Source organism: Rhizobium sp. Root274, from assembly GCF_001429245.1.
In the GTDB taxonomy this organism is placed as follows: domain Bacteria; phylum Pseudomonadota; class Alphaproteobacteria; order Rhizobiales; family Rhizobiaceae; genus Allorhizobium.
The window spans coordinates 1,629,583-1,646,549 of record NZ_LMJE01000001.1; the positions used below are offsets into that span (position 1 = coordinate 1,629,583).

The 16,967-nt window shown below is 60.9% G+C and carries 16 protein-coding genes and 1 riboswitch; of the genes, 10 read left to right on the plus strand and 6 right to left on the minus strand.

The features are described 5' to 3' along the window. Positions 1–55: 55 nt before the first annotated feature. The 5 genes from ASE36_RS08115 to ASE36_RS08135 all read right to left on the minus strand — a co-directional run bounded on the left by ASE36_RS08115 (position 56) and on the right by ASE36_RS08135 (position 5,592). A complete protein-coding gene (locus tag ASE36_RS08115) occupies positions 56–844 on the minus strand; it encodes a DeoR/GlpR family DNA-binding transcription regulator (RefSeq protein ID WP_062278214.1) in 789 nt (262 codons plus the stop codon). Positions 845–920: 76 nt separating this feature from the next. Then, a complete protein-coding gene (locus ASE36_RS08120; protein ID WP_062277470.1) occupies positions 921–1,931 on the minus strand; it encodes a FecCD family ABC transporter permease in 1,011 nt (336 codons plus the stop codon). Positions 1,932–1,998: 67 nt separating this feature from the next. Beyond that, the gene (locus ASE36_RS08125; RefSeq protein ID WP_062277473.1) at positions 1,999–2,958 is read right to left on the minus strand and encodes an ABC transporter substrate-binding protein; all 960 of its coding nucleotides are present in this window, start codon (positions 2,956–2,958) and stop codon (positions 1,999–2,001) included. Between the two features lie 17 nt (positions 2,959–2,975). Beyond that, positions 2,976–3,770 (minus strand): ABC transporter ATP-binding protein, encoded by a 795-nt coding sequence (locus ASE36_RS08130; RefSeq protein ID WP_062277477.1) that lies wholly within the window; start codon positions 3,768–3,770, stop codon positions 2,976–2,978. Positions 3,771–3,964: 194 nt separating this feature from the next. Continuing rightward, positions 3,965–4,197, minus strand: a riboswitch (cobalamin riboswitch). 99 nt (positions 4,198–4,296) lie between these two features. Then, positions 4,297–5,592 (minus strand): NAD(P)/FAD-dependent oxidoreductase, encoded by a 1,296-nt coding sequence (locus tag ASE36_RS08135; protein ID WP_062277480.1) that lies wholly within the window; start codon positions 5,590–5,592, stop codon positions 4,297–4,299. 125 nt (positions 5,593–5,717) lie between these two features. On the opposite strand from ASE36_RS08135, the gene ASE36_RS08140 reads away from it, so the two are divergent. From ASE36_RS08140 to ASE36_RS08185, 10 genes are all read left to right on the plus strand, one after another. Next, complete coding sequence (locus tag ASE36_RS08140) at positions 5,718–5,942, plus strand: hypothetical protein (RefSeq protein WP_062277492.1); 225 nt, start codon at positions 5,718–5,720, stop codon at positions 5,940–5,942. Between the two features lie 281 nt (positions 5,943–6,223). Then, complete coding sequence (locus ASE36_RS08145) at positions 6,224–7,177, plus strand: sugar-binding transcriptional regulator (RefSeq protein ID WP_062277496.1); 954 nt, start codon at positions 6,224–6,226, stop codon at positions 7,175–7,177. A gap of 149 nt (positions 7,178–7,326) precedes the next feature. After that, a complete protein-coding gene (locus ASE36_RS08150) occupies positions 7,327–8,637 on the plus strand; it encodes an ABC transporter substrate-binding protein (protein ID WP_062277498.1) in 1,311 nt (436 codons plus the stop codon). A 199-nt stretch (positions 8,638–8,836) separates the two neighbouring features. Then, the gene (locus tag ASE36_RS08155; RefSeq protein ID WP_062277501.1) at positions 8,837–9,709 is read left to right on the plus strand and encodes a carbohydrate ABC transporter permease; all 873 of its coding nucleotides are present in this window, start codon (positions 8,837–8,839) and stop codon (positions 9,707–9,709) included. A gap of 22 nt (positions 9,710–9,731) precedes the next feature. Continuing rightward, on the plus strand, positions 9,732–10,556 hold the full coding sequence (locus ASE36_RS08160; protein ID WP_062277504.1) for a carbohydrate ABC transporter permease: 825 nt from the start codon (positions 9,732–9,734) through the stop codon (positions 10,554–10,556). Between the two features lie 58 nt (positions 10,557–10,614). Beyond that, the gene (locus tag ASE36_RS08165) at positions 10,615–11,613 is read left to right on the plus strand and encodes an ABC transporter ATP-binding protein (RefSeq protein WP_062277507.1); all 999 of its coding nucleotides are present in this window, start codon (positions 10,615–10,617) and stop codon (positions 11,611–11,613) included. Beyond that, the gene (locus ASE36_RS08170; protein WP_062277509.1) at positions 11,610–12,389 is read left to right on the plus strand and encodes an L-iditol 2-dehydrogenase; all 780 of its coding nucleotides are present in this window, start codon (positions 11,610–11,612) and stop codon (positions 12,387–12,389) included. Before ASE36_RS08165 ends, ASE36_RS08170 begins: the two co-directional genes overlap by 4 nt. A 39-nt stretch (positions 12,390–12,428) precedes the next feature. Continuing rightward, entirely contained in the window at positions 12,429–13,916 is a 1,488-nt protein-coding gene (locus ASE36_RS08175; RefSeq protein WP_062277512.1) for a mannitol dehydrogenase family protein, read from the plus strand. Continuing rightward, on the plus strand, positions 13,916–14,623 hold the full coding sequence (locus tag ASE36_RS08180) for an HAD family hydrolase (protein ID WP_413813649.1): 708 nt from the start codon (positions 13,916–13,918) through the stop codon (positions 14,621–14,623). The genes ASE36_RS08175 and ASE36_RS08180 overlap by 1 nt, the downstream gene beginning before the upstream one ends. Further along, positions 14,616–16,199, plus strand: a complete 1,584-nt coding sequence (locus ASE36_RS08185; protein WP_062277518.1) for an FGGY family pentulose kinase — start codon at positions 14,616–14,618, stop codon at positions 16,197–16,199. Before ASE36_RS08180 ends, ASE36_RS08185 begins: the two co-directional genes overlap by 8 nt. 64 nt (positions 16,200–16,263) lie before the next feature. Here ASE36_RS08185 and ASE36_RS08190 read toward each other — a convergent pair whose 3' ends face one another. After that, positions 16,264–16,887, minus strand: a complete 624-nt coding sequence (locus tag ASE36_RS08190; protein WP_413813650.1) for a GntR family transcriptional regulator — start codon at positions 16,885–16,887, stop codon at positions 16,264–16,266. Between the last annotated feature and the right edge of the window lie 80 nt (positions 16,888–16,967).

Here is a 16,967-nt window from a genome sequence, read left to right on the forward strand (position 1 = left end):
CAATAGCGAAAGCATGGATATCTAAATCGAAATTTAAACGAATGTCAAACGAAAGTTAAGGAGCGTCCGGGTTGGGTTCGATGACAGCGGTTTCAATCATTCGGACGTCGTTTTCGCCACAGATCAATCGGATGCTGTCGGAGGGACAATGATCGGTAATGAAGGTCTGAACCTGGGAAATATGGCCAATGCGCACCGGTGCCGTTCGCTCGAACTTGGAGGCATCAGAGACGAGAATAACATGGCGCGCATTGGCGATAATGGCCTGGGCCACTTTCACTTCGCGGAAATCGAAATCGAGCAGCGCGCCATCGGCATCAATGGCGGAGACGCCGATCACGGCGAAATCCACCTTGAACTGACGGATGAAATCAACAGCCGCCTCGCCTACAATGCCGCCATCGGAGCCACGCACGACACCGCCCGCGATGACCACCTCGATCGAGGGAAATACCCGCAAGCGATTGGCGACGTTGATGTTATTCGTGATGACCATCAACTCCTTGTGGTCGACGAGTGCGTCCCCCACGGCCTCGGTTGTGGTGCCGATATTGATGAAGAGCGAGGAATTGTCGGGAATGAGATCGGCTGCGGCGCGACCGATGGCCTGTTTCTCCGTGGCGGCCATGGAGCGGCGCGCTTCGTATTTGACGTTTTCGTTTCCGGTCGGGAATACGGCGCCTCCGTGGATTCGGTTCAAGGCCCTGATATCGCACAGGTCATTGAGATCCTTGCGGATCGTCTGCGGCGTGACCGCAAAGCGAGCCGCCAGTTCATCCACGAGAACGCGCCCATATTCCTTGGCGAGCGCCATGATTTCCGTCTGTCGCGCCGAAAGTAGCATCTCCATCCCCTACTCTTTCGTTTTTCTTCAACCTAAGTCAAAACGAAACAAGGGCAACAGAAATTTCACGAGGGCTTCAGCAACGTCTCAGAAGGAGGATGAAGGAGAAGCCACCGACGAGGCCGGTGATCACACCGATCGGCACGTCTTCCGGCGCCATGATCGTGCGGGAGACGACGTCGGCGAGGATGAGCACCACGGCGCCGACCAAGGCGGACAGGGGAATGACGCGAACATTGTCGCTGCCGCCGGTGAGGCGGACGAAATGGGGGACGAGTAGGCCGACGAAACCGATGGCCCCGGAGAAGGCGACCATGACGCCGGTGAGCAGTGCCGTCACGATGAAGAGTTCGGCCCTGAAGCGGGCGACCGGCACGCCAAGCGTGGCCGCCGTTTCGTCCCCCATGGCAAGCGCGTTGATTTCCCGGGCCCGCAGGACGAGGAAGACGAGGGAGGCGGTGAGCGTGACGGCCGGGTAGGCAAGGTGGCTCCATTCGGCGAGGCCAAGGCCACCAAGCATCCAGAAGATGACCGTGTGGGCGGCACGAGGATCGCCGAGGAAGATCGCGAGATTGCCGAGCGACGTGGCGATGAAAGCGACTGCCACGCCCGACAGGACCAGCCGGTCCGGGGCAGCGCCGGTCATGCGGGTGACGGCGACCACGGCCATGGTGGCGCCGAGCGCGCCTGCAAAGGCGAACAGGGGCACAGTGATCACGCCGAAGATCAGGCCGGTGTGCAGAAGTGCGATAATCGCGCCGAGGGCGCCGCCGGAGGATACGCCGAGCAGGTGCGGGTCGGCGAGTGGATTGCGGGTGATCGACTGGAGCACGGCGCCAACGACGGCCAAACCAGCGCCGACCAGAGCGGCGAGCAGGACGCGGGGCAGACGCACTTCCCAGACGATGCTGTCACGGCCGGCGGACCAGGTCTGCTCGAAGAGGTCGGGCGCGACGTGGTGGCCGAGGATCGACCAGACGGTCCCCACGGGGATGCGTGCCGAGCCGAGCGATACGCCGAGCGTGACGCAGAGGACCAGCAGGCCGAGAGCGCCTGCCGTCCAGATCAATATCCTGCTGCCGCGCATGCTGTTTTAATCCTGATTGGGTGACCCGATCGACCGCAGAGCTGCGGCTCGGTGTCAGTCGATGTGCTTACATGTTGCGCGGGTGAAAGGCTTCGGCGAGGCGTTCGATTGCCGCAACATTGCGCGGCCCCGGCGTGGCTTCGACGTAAGCGAGTACGACGAAGCGATCCGCCTTGACGGCTTCGAGGTTCTTGAACGCAGGGTTCTCCTTCATGAAGGCGATTTTCTGCTCGGCGGTGACGTCGCCGTAGTCAACGATGACGATGACTTGCGGGTTGCGGTCGATCACCGGCTCCCAGGAGACCTCTGTCCAGCTTTTCTCGACGTCATCCATGATGTTGATGCCGCCAGCGGCTTCGATCATGGCTGTCGGGATGCCGAAGCGGCCTGAGGTGAAGGGCTTTTCGTTGCCGGAATCATAGACGAAGACGCGGACAGGTTCCTTGACGGTGCCGATCCGCTCCTGGATTTTTGCCAAATCGCTTTTGTAGCCGGCGACGAGTGCTTCCGCACGGTCTTCGACGCCGAAGATACGGCCGAGATTGAGGAGATCGACGAACATGTCGTCCATGGTCGGCTTGGCCTTGGCCATGATGTGGCTGCAGGATTCGGTCAGTTCATAGACCTTGATGCCAAAGGGGCTCAGCGTCTCGGGCGTCACTTCGCCGCCGACCTTCATGCCGTAGTTCCAGCCGGCGAAATAGAAATCGGCATCCGCCTCAAGCAGGACTTCCTTGCTCGGATATTTGGGAGAGAGTTCGGGGAGTTCCTTCACACCCTCGCGCAGGCTCTCATCCAGCGTCTTCCAGCCGGAGATGCCGGTATAGCCAACCATATGGTCCTGCAGCTTCAGGGCCAGCATCATCTCGGTCAGATTGACGTCGTTGGAGACCGCCCGCTTCGGCGCCTCGTCGAAGGTGACATCACGGTCGCAGCTTTTCACCGTGACGGGAAAGGCTGCGGCTGTGGAAGCGGCCAGAACGGCAGCGAAAAGAGTGGCGGCGGAGAGCAGACGGGGCGTCAACATGAGGGATTCTTTCGAAATCAGGAACTGGCAAGCGAGAATGAAAAACGGGAAAGACCGGCACCCGCCATGCGCTGACGCTCGGCAAGAACGCCAAAGGTGCCGGAGATGGCGTGATCGGTCAGGACTTCGTCCGGATGGCCGAAGGCGGTCATGCGGCCAGACTGCATCAGTGCGACATGGGTGGCGAAATCGGCGGCCAGATTGATGTCGTGCAAGGTGGTGACGATGGTCAGCCGCAGCGTGGCGAGCAGCGCCAGGATCTCGAGCTGATGACGGATGTCGAGATGGTTGGTGGGCTCGTCGAGAATGACGATCTCGGGGTTCTGCGCCAAAGCCCGTGCCACGAGGACGCGCTGCTTTTCGCCGCCGGACAGTGTGGAAAACTGACGGGAGGCAAGAGACAGCAGATCGAGATGTTCCAGCGCATGACGGGCTTCGTCGCGGTCCTGTGCGGTCCAGCCTGTCAGGCCCTCCCGCCAGGGCACGCGGCCCATCAGGACGACGTCCTGGACAGTGAAGGGGAAATCCGCTGGCATTTCCTGCAGAACGACGGCCACGCGGCGGGCAACCTGACGCGGGGTCAGATCCGCGATATCATGACCATCAATTTCCACCCTGCCTTCAAGCGGCGTGACGCCACGGTAGAGACAGCGCAGGAGGGTCGTCTTGCCGGCTCCATTCGGCCCGACAATGGCGAGACGATCTCCTCCTTCGACCGCAAAGGAGACATCGCGGATGAGAAACTGTGATGGCTTTGGTCCCCAGCCGAGGCCGGATGCCCTCACAGAGATGCCTTTGGTATCGCAGCTCATCGTCCAGCCCTCCCGGGCGGGAAGGCAGCCGTGGCGTTGCCCATTTCAGCAGACGCGCTGAAACTATCGCTGATGATGTCCGGCAAATCTTTCCTCCGCAGGACTTCTCCGGAGGCAAAATGGCACCCATGAACACGCGCCGAAAGCGCGGTTTGCAAGCCAGTTCGTATCCATCGGAACACCCCGTCCGCTACGTTCTTCTCTCTGCTGACGGCAGGTCTCCTGGCTCACGAATATGTGCTGTTCATCTGCCTTCCCACGATCTCTCGCAGTGGCCCGGCGCTTTCGCGCCGCGAGGATGAACGGCAATCCGCTTACAGTTGCGGGGGCAGCCACGGTCTTGGTCCCTTCAGGGTCTTCCGCACCGTGTTCCCTATTAATCCCCTCGAAGTCATCCGGTGGGGGAACCGTCCCCCCATGAATAGAACCTCAGAGACAGACTGGTCAAGCAGATCCTGCGTCGCTCATCCGATATGTAATAACATTACATTCGTCAAGACGTTTTCTTTTTTTTCAGAAATGCGGATCAATGAGGGTGCTGAGGATCTGCAGCAGATGACGGCATGATGTGCCCGACCGCATCCTCATCAATCAGCCGGGCGCCTCTTTGCCGGGTGGCATAGCGCCACAGCCACTGGATGCTGACAAGAAGGCGCTTTTCGAAATTGACCAGCAGCCAGACATGGACAATGGCCCAGAGAAACCAGGCAAACCTGCCTTTCAGATGCCAGCGACCGAAGTCGAAGATGGCCGCGTTGCGACCGATGACGGCGGTGTTGCCGCGATTGTGGAAGGCGAAAGGCGGGGATATCGCGCCGGTCAGCAGTTCTGCCTTCAGCGCCTTGCCCAGATAGAGCCCCTGCTGCTTTGCGACTTGCGCCAAAGCCGGTAGGGGCTTGCCGTCCGCATCGAGTGCAAGCGCAGTGTCGCCCAGTGCATAGATATCGGGCCGCCCGATAACAGCAAGACGGGGATCGACCGGGAGGCGCCCGGCGGGACCCGGCTCAACACCCAACCAGCGGGCTGCCGGCGACGCCTTCACGCCCGCGCCCCAGACGATGCAACCGGCCGGCAGCCATTCGCCGGCCATTCGAATGCGGTCCGGTTCGATGTCCTCGACCGCCGTCTTCAGGTGGATCTCTACTCCGATGCGGGTGAGGTAGGCGGCGGCATAATCGGAGAGGTCCTGAGGGAAGCTTGCGAGGATCCTTGGCCCTGCTTCTACGAGGAGCACACGAAACTGATCGCGTGACAGGCTGTCGAAATCCTTGGCAATCATGAAAGAGCCGAGCTCGGAGATGGCGCCGGCCATCTCTACCCCAGTCGGCCCGCCGCCGACAATCACGCTGGTTAGAAGCCTGCGCTTCTCGGCCTCGTCCGTGCTGCGCTCGGCCTGTTCGAAGGCAAGCAGAAGGCGATGCCGTATCTGGCGGGCCTCGTGCACCGATTTGAGGCCCGGCGCATGGCGATGCCATTCGTCATGACCGAAGTAGTTGTATTCGGACCCTGTGGCGATGATCAGCCTGTCATAGGGAAGGCGGGCACCATCCGACAGCAGAATTGCCTTCCCCTCGCTATCGATCCCGTTCACCTCGCCCATCAGAACGCGAATGTTGTCGTAGCGGGCCAGAGTACGGCGGATCGGCTCCGAAACGTCTGCGGGTGACAGGGCGGCTGTTGCCACCTGGTAGAGGAGCGGCTGGAACAGATTGTGGTTTCGACGGTCAACGACGGTCACGTCGATCTCGCTGTTTCCGAGCGCTTTTGCGCAGGCCAAACCGCCGAAGCCCGCCCCGATGATGACCACGCGTGGTTTCGTCATGCCATGTCTTTCCCGATCGCTTCAGGTTCACAGTGCATTCGACAAACAGAGGCGAGGGGCGAATGTTCCTGGGAACAGGTCGGGAGGTGTCCGGTTGGGACCGGACAAGCACAAAGGAGACCATCATGGGCATGAACGCACCAAAAGACGGAAGAGCGGGCACAACGGACCAGTCACCCCGCTGGGAAGGGCCGCAGGAAAATCGGCCTCGCGGCTATCTGCCGGCAGCGGACGATCCGGATACCGACCGCGACGCGCAGGGCGAGAATCTTCAAGATCCCGTCAAACAAGATCTGGGCGATGCGATGAAGACGAGCGACAGCAAGACGCCAGGCAGCTCCCGGATGTAGACACGGGATGAGCGACTGCTGGAGTTTCTGACAAGGGTCGAATTTTGTTCCAGGTGATGGAACATTCGTAAAATTCGACCGTTGTACGGTCAACATTCCTCCCCCAACCTCCCCCGGTAGCCTCAGGGCTCCCACCTCGGTCCCGCTTCGGCGGGACTTTTTTTCTGCGGTTCACGATGTTGACCGGTTCGCAATCGTGAACCGTTCCTCTGGTCCGGGTCGGTGCCGATTTGACAGCAGGCGGCAAAATTGGCAGCACTGTTCCAAAGGGAGGAGACGGCATGGCGCGGCGTAGTGAAGGACAGACGAGGCTGGACGATGCGGCACGCGCGGGCTGGCTCTACTACGTCTCAGGTCGGACGCAGGACGAAATCGCTGCGCTCATGGGTATTTCCCGGCAAAGTGCCCAGCGTCTCGTCTCACTCTCCATCGCGGAGCGCTTGATCAAGGTCCGTCTCGACCATCCGATCGCCGCATGCCTAGAACTCGCGGAAGCGCTGAAGAACCGGTATGGGTTACGGCAGGTGGAGATCGTCCCCTCCGATCCCGAATCGGAGTCTGCCACGGTGGGCCTTGCCGAAGCCGGGGCGGCCGAACTGGAGCGCTGGCTGAAGCAGCCCGATCCGCTCGTGATTGCCATGGGAACAGGGCGCACACTGCGAGCGATGATCCACCAGCTGTCACCGATGGAATGTCCGCAGCACAAGATCGTCTCTCTGACGGGCAATATAAGCCCGGATGGATCCGCGGCCTATTTCAACGTCATCTTCTCGATGGCGGATGCGATCAAGGCGCCGCATTATCCCATGCCGCTGCCGGTCATCGTGTCCTCACCTGAGGAAAAGGCTCTGCTTCACGCGCAGCCGCTGGTGGCGCCGACGATCGCGCTGGGACAGAAATCCGATGTGACCTTCGTGGGCGTTGGCGACATTGCGCTTAATGCACCCCTTCTCGTTGACGGCTTCCTGAAGCGCGACGAAATGGAGGACCTGCTGAAGGCCGGAGCGGTTGGCGAAATTTGCGGCTGGATCTTTGGCGGGAACGGAAAACTTCTCGACCATCCGGTCAACGAGCGGGTCGCCAGCCTCAATATTCCATCCCGAGAAACTTCGACCGTTATCGCCATCGCACGTGGCAAGCGCAAACATGCTGCCATCCACGCGGCCGTCAGGGGCGGTCACGTCAATGGCCTGATTACGGACGAAGACACAGCTCGACTGCTGCTGAAGCGCTAAGCGCCACAAAGTTTTTCTCCCCATTATTCAAGAGCTTGCTTTGCTCATGCGGCATTGCAGCAATGAATCCCGCTTGACTTTGCGCGCCTCGTAAATGAGTAATTGCCCATGAGCAAAGCGAATGCTCATTTTTCTTCTGGGAGGAAGACATGACATTGAAGACGATTCTGCTGGGCGCCTGCTCAGCGCTGGCGCTTGCCGGCATGGCCTCGGCCGAAACGCTGACGATTGCGACCGTAAACAATGGCGACATGATCCGCATGCAGGGTCTGACGTCGGAATTCACCGCACAGAACCCTGACATTCAGGTCGAATGGGTCACGCTTGAAGAAAATGTTCTGCGCGAACGCGTCACGACGGATATCGCCACCAAGGGCGGCCAGTATGACGTGATGACGATCGGCACCTATGAAGTTCCGATCTGGGCCAAGCAGAATTGGCTTCTGCCGCTCGACAATCTCGGCGCAGACTATGATGCCGCCGACATCATCCCGGCAATCGCAGGCGGTCTCACCGTCGACGGCAAGCTCTATGCAGCTCCGTTCTACGGCGAAAGCTCCTTCATCATGTACCGCAAGGACCTGATGGAGAAGGCCGGACTGACGATGCCCGACGCCCCGACCTGGGACTTCGTTGCGGATGCTGCCCGCAAGATGACCGACCGCGCTACCGGCGTGAACGGCATCTGCCTTCGCGGCAAGGCCGGCTGGGGCGAGAACATGGCTTTCCTCACTGCCATGTCCAACTCGTTCGGAGCGCGCTGGTTCGATGAAAACTGGAAGCCCCAGTTCGACCAGCCCGAGTGGAAGAACACGCTCGACTTCTACGTCAACCTGATGAAGGACGCAGGTCCCGTTGGCGCTTCCTCGAACGGCTTCAACGAGAACCTGGCGCTCTTCCAGCAGGGCAAGTGCGGCATGTGGATCGACGCAACGGTGGCCGCTTCCTTCGTGTCGAACCCGAAGGACTCCACCGTCGCTGACAAGGTTGCTTACGCACTCGCGCCCGATACCGGTCTCGGCAAGCGTGGCAACTGGCTCTGGGCATGGTCGCTGGCTGTTCCGGCCGGCACGCAGAAGGCGGAAGCCGCTCAGAAATTCGTTTCCTGGGCAACCGGCAAGGCCTATCTCGAGCTTGTCGCATCCAAGGAAGGCTGGGCCAACGTTCCTCCGGGCACCCGTTCGTCGCTCTACGCTAACCCCGAGTACCAGAAGGCCGCTCCGTTTGCGAAGATGACCCTCGACTCGATCAACGCTGCCGACCCGACCAAGCCGACCGTCAAGCCGGTGCCTTATGTCGGCGTCCAGTTCGTCGCCATTCCTGAATTCCAGGGCCTTGGCACGACCGTCGGCCAGCTCTTCTCGGCGGCTCTTGCCGGCCAGATGAGCGTTGACGACGCGCTGAAGCAGGCACAGGACGCATCGACCGCGACGATGACCGAAGGCGGCTACATCAAGTAACCCTCCCGAAGTGAGAGCAGGGCCGCAGTCGACAAGACCGGCCCTGCTCCGACCGGCCTGGACGGGCACGGATTTTTTCAAATCCTGAGACGTACCAAGTGACGATTGATGCCAGCCGTGTCGACGCTTTCAGGCGGATCGGCATCGCGGCTCAAGAGCAGCAAGAGACCGAACGGTCCAGATAAATCGGGAGGGAACCATGGCTACGCGACAGACCCAAACGCTTGCTCGGCTGATGATGGCGCCTTCCGTGGTGCTGCTATTCATCTGGATGATCGTGCCGCTTGTCTTCACCCTGTGGTTTTCGTTCCAGCAGTATAATCCGCTGAACCCGATGCGTGACGGCTTTGTGGGTTTTGCCAACTACGCGCTGTTCTACTCAAACCCCGCCTTCCTCTCTTCGATCATCAACACGCTGCTGATCGTTGGCAGCGTCCTCCTGATCACGGTGATCGGGGGCATCCTGCTGGCCCTGCTGCTCGACCAGCCGATCTTCGGTCAGGGCATCGTGCGCATCCTAGTGATCTCGCCGTTCTTCGTCATGCCACCGGTTGCGGCGCTCGTCTGGAAGAACATGATCATGCATCCGAGCTACGGTGTTTTTGCCGACATAGCGCGTTTTCTCGGTGTGCAACCTGTGGACTGGTTCGCGCAATATCCGCTTTTCTCAGTCATCATCATCGTCGCCTGGCAGTGGCTGCCCTTTGCGACACTGATCCTGCTGACAGCGCTGCAATCGCTCGACGGAGAGCAGATGGAAGCGGCCGAAATGGATGGCGCGGGTTTCCTGTCCCGCTTCTGGCACCTGACGCTGCCGCATATGTCGCGAGCGATCACCGTGGTCATCCTGATCCAGACGATCTTCCTTTTGGCCGTCTATGCGGAGATCCTCGTCACCACCAATGGCGGCCCGGGCTATGCCTCCACCAACCTGCCCTTCCTCGTCTACCAGAAGGCCTCACTCGAATTCAAAATCGGCCAGGCATCAGCCGGGGGCATCATCGCCGTCATCCTTGCCAATATCGTCGCCTTCTTCGCCATGCGCGCGGTGGGCAGGAACCTGGACCGCTGAGCGGAACGAAGAGGATACGTCAATGGCACGCGCTATCAGCACGAAACGCAAGGCAGTCTTCACGGTCGCGGCCTGGATCGTCGCCCTGATCATCTTCTTTCCGATCCTCTATACGATCATCACATCGTTCAAATCAGAAACCGAGGCGATTGCCGGCTTCAACCTGATCCCGTCGGGCACGCTCGAAAGCTATGCCGAGGTTCAGGGCCAGTACAACTACTTCAAGCCCTTCATGAATTCGGTGATCCTGTCGGTGGGCTCCACGCTTCTCGCGCTGCTGATCGCCATTCCCGCCGCCTGGTCCATGGCCTTTTCGCCGGGCAAGCGGACCAAGGACATCCTGATGTGGATGCTCTCCACGAAGATGATGCCGGCCGTTGCGGTGCTGTTTCCGATGTATCTGATCTTCCGCAATCTCGGACTGCTGGATAGCCGGATCGGCCTCACTGTGATGCTGACGATGATCAACCTGCCGATCGTCGTGTGGATGCTCTACACCTATTTTCGCGAGATCCCTTCGGAAATCCTGGAAGCCGCCCGCATGGACGGAGCCTCGCTCTGGAACGAGATCGTTTACGTGCTGACCCCGATGGCTGTTCCCGGGATCGCCTCGACCATGCTGCTCAATATCATTCTTGCCTGGAACGAAGCCTTCTGGACGATCCGGCTGACGGCGACGAATGCTGCACCGCTGACGGCTTTCATCAGTTCGTTCTCCAGTCCGCAAGGGCTGTTCTGGGCCAAGCTTTCCGCCGCCTCGACGCTCGCCATCGCCCCGATCCTGATCATGGGCTGGTTCAGCCAGAAGCAACTCGTGCGCGGCCTGACATTCGGCGCTGTGAAATAAACAAATCGGCATTCCGCTATGCGGCCAACAAGCCGAAACGCTACGGGGAGAAAAGAAGATGGGTAATATCGTCCTCAACAAGGTGACGAAATCCTTCGGAGCGACCACGGTCATTCCCGGTATCGACCTGGAGATCAAGGAAGGTGAATTCGTCGTCTTCGTCGGTCCTTCCGGCTGCGGAAAATCCACGCTGCTGCGGCTGATCGCCGGGCTGGAAGACACCACGACCGGCCACATCGTCATCGACGGCCGCGATGTGACCGACGAGCCACCCGCCAAGCGCGGTCTGGCGATGGTGTTCCAGTCCTATGCGCTCTATCCGCATATGAGCGTACGCAACAATATCGCGTTCCCGCTGAAAATGGCCAAGCTTGATCCTGCGGTCATCGACAAGAAGGTGACGGATGCGGCCCGCGTGCTCAACCTCACCAACTATCTGGATCGTCGCCCGGGCCAGCTTTCCGGTGGCCAGCGCCAGCGCGTCGCCATCGGCCGCGCGATTGTGCGCGAACCCTCCGCCTTCCTCTTCGACGAGCCGCTCTCCAACCTGGATGCGTCGTTGCGCGGCACGATGCGACTCGAAATCAGCGAATTGCACCAGCAACTGAAGACGACAATGATCTACGTCACCCATGACCAGGTCGAGGCCATGACCATGGCCGACAAAATCGTGGTGTTGAACGCCGGTCATATCGAGCAGGTCGGCTCGCCGCTTGAACTCTACAACAAGCCCGACAACATCTTCGTCGCCGGCTTTATCGGCTCGCCGCGCATGAACTTCGCTTCGGGCGAAATGGCAGCACCCTACAATGCCCACACGATTGGCTTCCGACCGGAGCACGTGAAGCTCTCCGCCGAGAGTGGCACCTGGCCGGGCGTAGTCGGCGTCGCCGAGCATCTCGGCTCCGACACCTTCCTGCACGTGAATGTCGACAAGATCGGTATGGTGACCGTACGCACCAGCGGCGACTTCCCTGTCTCCCATGGTGACAAGGTGTTCATTACGCCTGACCCCGCCCGCTTGCACAAATTTAATGACAAAGGACTGGCCCAATGACTGGCAGACTGAACGGAAAATCGGCGATCATCACGGGATCGGCGCGCGGCGTCGGCCGCGCCTTCGCCGAGGCCTATGTGCGTGAGGGGGCAACTGCCGTTGCGATCGCCGATATCGATTTCGAACGCGCCTCGGCAACGGCTGCGGAAATCGGCTCTGCTGCCTATCCGGTGCGGATCGACGTCTCGAACCAGGACTCGATCGAGGCTGCAGTTGCGGCCTGCGTCGAGCGTGCTGGTGGCATCGATATTCTCGTCAACAATGCGGCCATCTTCGATCTGGCACCCATCGTCGAAATCACCCGCAAGAGCTATCAGCGCGTGTTCGACATCAATGTCGGGGGCTGCCTGTTCACGCTGCAGGCCGTCGCCAAGCAGATGATCGCCCAGGGGCGCGGCGGCAAGATCATCAATATGGCAAGTCAGGCCGGACGCCGAGGCGAAGCCCTGGTTGGCGTCTATTGCGCATCGAAGGCCGCCGTAATTTCGATTACGCAATCCGCCGGTCTAGACCTGATCAAATACGGCATCCACGTCAACGGGATCGCACCTGGCGTTGTCGGTACCGAGATGTGGGACGAGGTGGATGCCCTCTTTGCCAAATACGAGAACCGACCGCTGGGCGAAAAGAAGAAGCTCGTCGGTGAGGCGGTTCCCCTCGGCCGAATGGGCCGGGCCGAAGACCTGACCGGCATGGCGATCTTCCTCGCCTCGGCCGAGGCCGACTACATCGTCGCACAGACCTACAATGTCGACGGCGGCAACTGGATGAGCTGACGGCCCCCCAGGCCGCGCTCCGAGCCAAGGAACGAGATCATGACGACCAGACTTTCACTCGACCATCTCGCCGACATCTCGGCCAACGCCTCGGTCCCCGCCTATAAGCGTGGGGACATCAAACCCGGCATCCTGCATTTCGGTGTCGGGAATTTTCACCGGGCCCATATGGCAGTTTATCTGCACGAGCTGTTCAACCAGGGACGCGATCTCGACTGGGGTATCATCGGCGCCGGCGTCATGCCGTCGGACCAGAGGATGCGGGATACGCTGAAGGCGCAGGATTTCCTGACGACTGTGGTCGAGCAGGACACGATGCGGTCGGCCGCGACGGTGACCGGGCCGATGCTGGACGTGATCACGGCGCCGGACTTCGACCGCATCATCGCGACGCTGGCGGACCCGGCCATCCGGATCGTCTCGATGACGATTACCGAAGGCGGCTATTTCATCGATCCGGCAACGGGCAAATTTGACCCCACCCATCCCGCCATCGTTGCCGATGCACAAACCCCTGATGCGCCGAAGACGGTGTTCGGCCTGATCATTGCCGGATTGAAGGTCCGGCGCGCGGCAGGACATCCACCCTTCACCGTGATGTGCTGCGATAACATTCCCGGCAATGGCGAGGTCACAGAAGCGACGCTCTGCGGGCTGGCTCATCTCTCCGATCCGGATTTCGCGCACTGGATCCATGCCAATGTGGCCTTTCCGAACGCCATGGTCGACCGGATCACGCCGGCGACCGGGCAACGGGAAATTGATCTCACTCGAGATGTCTACGGTATCGAAGACGGCTGGCCGGTTTTTTGCGAAGAATTCAAGCAGTGGGTGCTGGAGGACAAATTTCCGCTCGGGCGCCCGGGGTTGGAGGCGGTCGGGGTCACCTTCGTGCCTGATGTCGCGCCCTATGAGGTGATGAAGCTTCGGATCCTGAACGGTGGCCATGCGGCGATCGCCTATCCGGCAGCGCTTCTCGACATCCACTTCGTGCATGAGGCCATGGAACATCCGTTGATCCGCGCCTTCCTGTCGAAGCTCGAGCACGAGGAGATCGTTCCGGTCGTCCCGCCGGTGCCGGACACGAGCCTGGCGGATTATGTCGATCTGATCGAACGGCGTTTCCTCAATCCGAAGATCGGCGACACGATCCCGCGGCTTGCGCAGGATGGATCGAACCGCCAGCCAAAATTCATTCTACCCTCCACAGCCGACCGGCTGGCCAAGGGGCTCGACGTGCAGGGGCTGGCGCTGGTTTCGGCGCTGTGGTGTCGCTATTTTGAGGGAGTATCCGACAGCGGCAAGGCCTTGGTGTTCAATGATGCGAGTGCCGAACGGCTGCAGACAGCCGCACTGGCATCGCGCACGAACCCGGATGCTTTCCTCGGCCTCAGCGACATCTTCGGAGCCACGGGCGGCCACCCACTGTTTCGCAAGCGCTTCCTTGCCGCGATCAACAGCTTGCGAACCCACGGAACGGCAGCTACCCTCCAGCGCTACCTGGATGGAACCCTGTCTGCGCCATGATCGCAATCAAGCCGACACAACTGGTGATCTTCGATTGTGACGGGGTTCTGGTCGACAGCGAACCGATCGCGCTGGAGGTGCTGGTAGAGGCTCTGGCAGTGAAGGGGATCGCGATCGACGCGGATGGTGCCGCCGAACGGTTTCTCGGACGCAGCATCGCTTCCATGGCAGAGGCGGTGCGTCAGGAGTTTCAGGTGGAGATCGACCAGGTCTTTCTCCATCACATGCGCGAAGCGCTCTATGCGCGCTTTCGGCAGGAGCTGCAGCCGATTGCAGGGGTTGACCGTGTCGTCGCAGCCTTGAAAGAACAAGGCATTTCCTGGTGTGTTGCCTCCTCAAGCCAGCGTGAGCGGATCGAATTGTCGCTGGCTGCAACCGGACTGCTCCACCTGTTCACACCGTCGATTTTCAGTGCGACCATGGTCGAACACGGGAAACCGGCGCCGGATCTTTTTCTTCATGCGGCTGCCGCCATGGGTGCCGATCCATCGGCCTGCATGGTCATTGAGGACAGCCCGGCGGGGATTGTGGCCGCCCAGGCCGCCGGCATGACGGTTTGCGCCTTTACGGGGGGATCGCACACGAACCACGCCTCCTATCAAGCGGCACTTGCCGCTCTCAATCCCGACGCAAAGTTTGACGCGATGGAGGATTTGCTCCACTTTGTCGGCGGAGCGGGGAGACTGGAAGACAATTCTGATGCGTGAGCACCTCATGGCCGTGGATGTTGGCACGGGCAGCGCGCGAGCCGGTGTCTTTGATCTCGCGGGCCGACAGCTTGCACGATGTGTTGTGCCGATATCCGTGCACCGACCGCTGCACAACCATATGGAACAGGACAGCGAGGAGATTTGGGGTGCCGTGTGCGCGGCGTCCCGGGCAGCCCTTCGTGAGGCAGGCATCGCGGGCGGCACCGTCGCTGCCATCGGTTTTGACGCGACCTGTTCTCTTGTGGTGCGGACGAGCGACGGGGCGCCGCTTTCGGTTTCCACCACGGACAAGCGCGAACACGACACCATCTTGTGGATGGACCACCGCGCCCTCGCCGAAACGAGCGAATGCAATGGGTTCGACGATCCAATGCTTGAGCGCTTCGGCGGGCGGCTTTCGGTCGAAATGCAGCTGCCGAAGCTCCTGTGGTTGAAGCGGCACAAGCCAGAAACCTGGGCGAACGCGGGGCTGATCTTCGACCTGTGCGACTACCTGACATGGCGGGCAACGGGCATCGACAGGCGAAGTCATTCACCCCTGGCATCCAAGTGGGGCTATGCACCACAGCCCCCCGGCGCGCGACCGAACGAATTTTACGCCCGGATCGGTCTTGCTGACCTGATTGAAAAAGCGGGACTTCCCGAAGCATCTCATCCCATTCGTGTGCCGGTCGGGTCTTTGTCGCCGACAGCAGCAGAGGCGCTCGGCCTCAGCACCGAATGCCTCGTCGCGCCGGCGCTTGTGGATGCCTATGCCGGGGCGGTGGCCCTGTTCGGGACGGACCTTACTCATGAGCGCCTCCCCGGCAGCCGGGCGGCGTTGATCGCCGGAACATCAAGCTGCATCCTCATGCTCTCGGACGAGCCAGTCTCGGGACCCGGCTGTTGGGGCGGCTTTCGCGATGCCGCACTGCCGGGCCTCTGGTTGACCGAAGCGGGGCAATCCGCTTCAGGCGCTTTCCTCGACCACATCCTCAAGGATCATCCGGCCGGTGGAACGCCAACGAAAGATCGGCATCGCGACATCCTCGATCGAATCACCGTGCGACTGGCGCAGGAAGGGCCTGATTTCGGTCTGCCGATCAGCGTGCTACCGGATTTTCACGGCACCCGGTCACCCCTCTCGGACCCGCTGCTGACAGGCACGATTGCCGGACTCGATCTCGACCGCAGCCTGGACGGGTTGTTGCGGCTCTATTGGCGTAGCTGCGTGGCGCTGGCCTGCAGCATCCGTAACATCATCGATCGTCTGCCCAGTAAGGCCGGAAACCCGCAAAACCTGTTTCTGGCCGGTGGGCTCGCCGATCACCCGTTGCTGTCGCAACTCTATGCCGATGCGACTGGTCGGGTCATGCATGTGCCCGACGGCTGTGACGCCGTGCTCCTGGGTTCGGCGCTGCATGCCGGCGTCTGTGCAGGCGTCTTTGCTTCCACGGAAGCGGGCGGAGCCGCGATGCGCTTTCCGCTGCGGGCGGTGCATCCGGATCCTGCGCGGCAAAAGGCTCTGGCGCGTGATCACGCCCTGCTGCTTGCGATGATGCGTCACCGGGACGAGTTGGCGGCCCTGCGTTAAGAGGGAATTGTCGGAACAAACGCGGGGTTGCCGGCGCTGGTCACTGACTACTCCGGCCTAGCGATCAGCCGCGACCAATCCTGGCAAAGGCGGCGCTGGCATCACGAACGATTGACACGTGCTCGTAGGCTGCGATGCCGGCTGGCACAGCATCGCCGCGCAGGATCGAGGCGACGATCTGGTCATGCTCTCCCCACGATTTCGACAGACGCCCCTCAAGACGGAACTGGGCGCGGCGAAAGGGCGATAACCGCGCGCGGGTCTGGGTGGCCAGCTCGAAAATGTGTTCGTTGTGCGCACCGCGATACAGCTGCGTGTGAAATTCGGTGTTGAAGGCTTCGTAATCCTCGCCAGCGAGCGCGCCGACAAAAACCGCCGAATCCTCGTGCATCCTCTGTAGCCGGCGCCGCTCGGCGGTGGTCATGCGCTCGGCGGACAGTCTGGCGCATATCGCCTCAAGTTCGGCCATGGCCTCGAACATCGAATTGAGCGCGCTGCCACTGACATTGGTGACCACGGCCCGCTTGTTCGGCTGGCGATCGACCAGGCCCATGGCGCAAAGCTGGCGCAGGGCCTCGCGCACGGGTGTTCGGGAGACTTCGAAGCGGACCGCCAGAGAGCCCTCGTCCATCTTTTCACCCGGCTTCAGGACACCCGTGATGATCAGATCCGCGATGGCGCGGACCATGTGTTCGACGGTGGTCCCTGCCCGGGTCAGCGTTTTCTTTTCGGGTCTTGGCAGCACAATCTCGATCCCAATGACTGCAT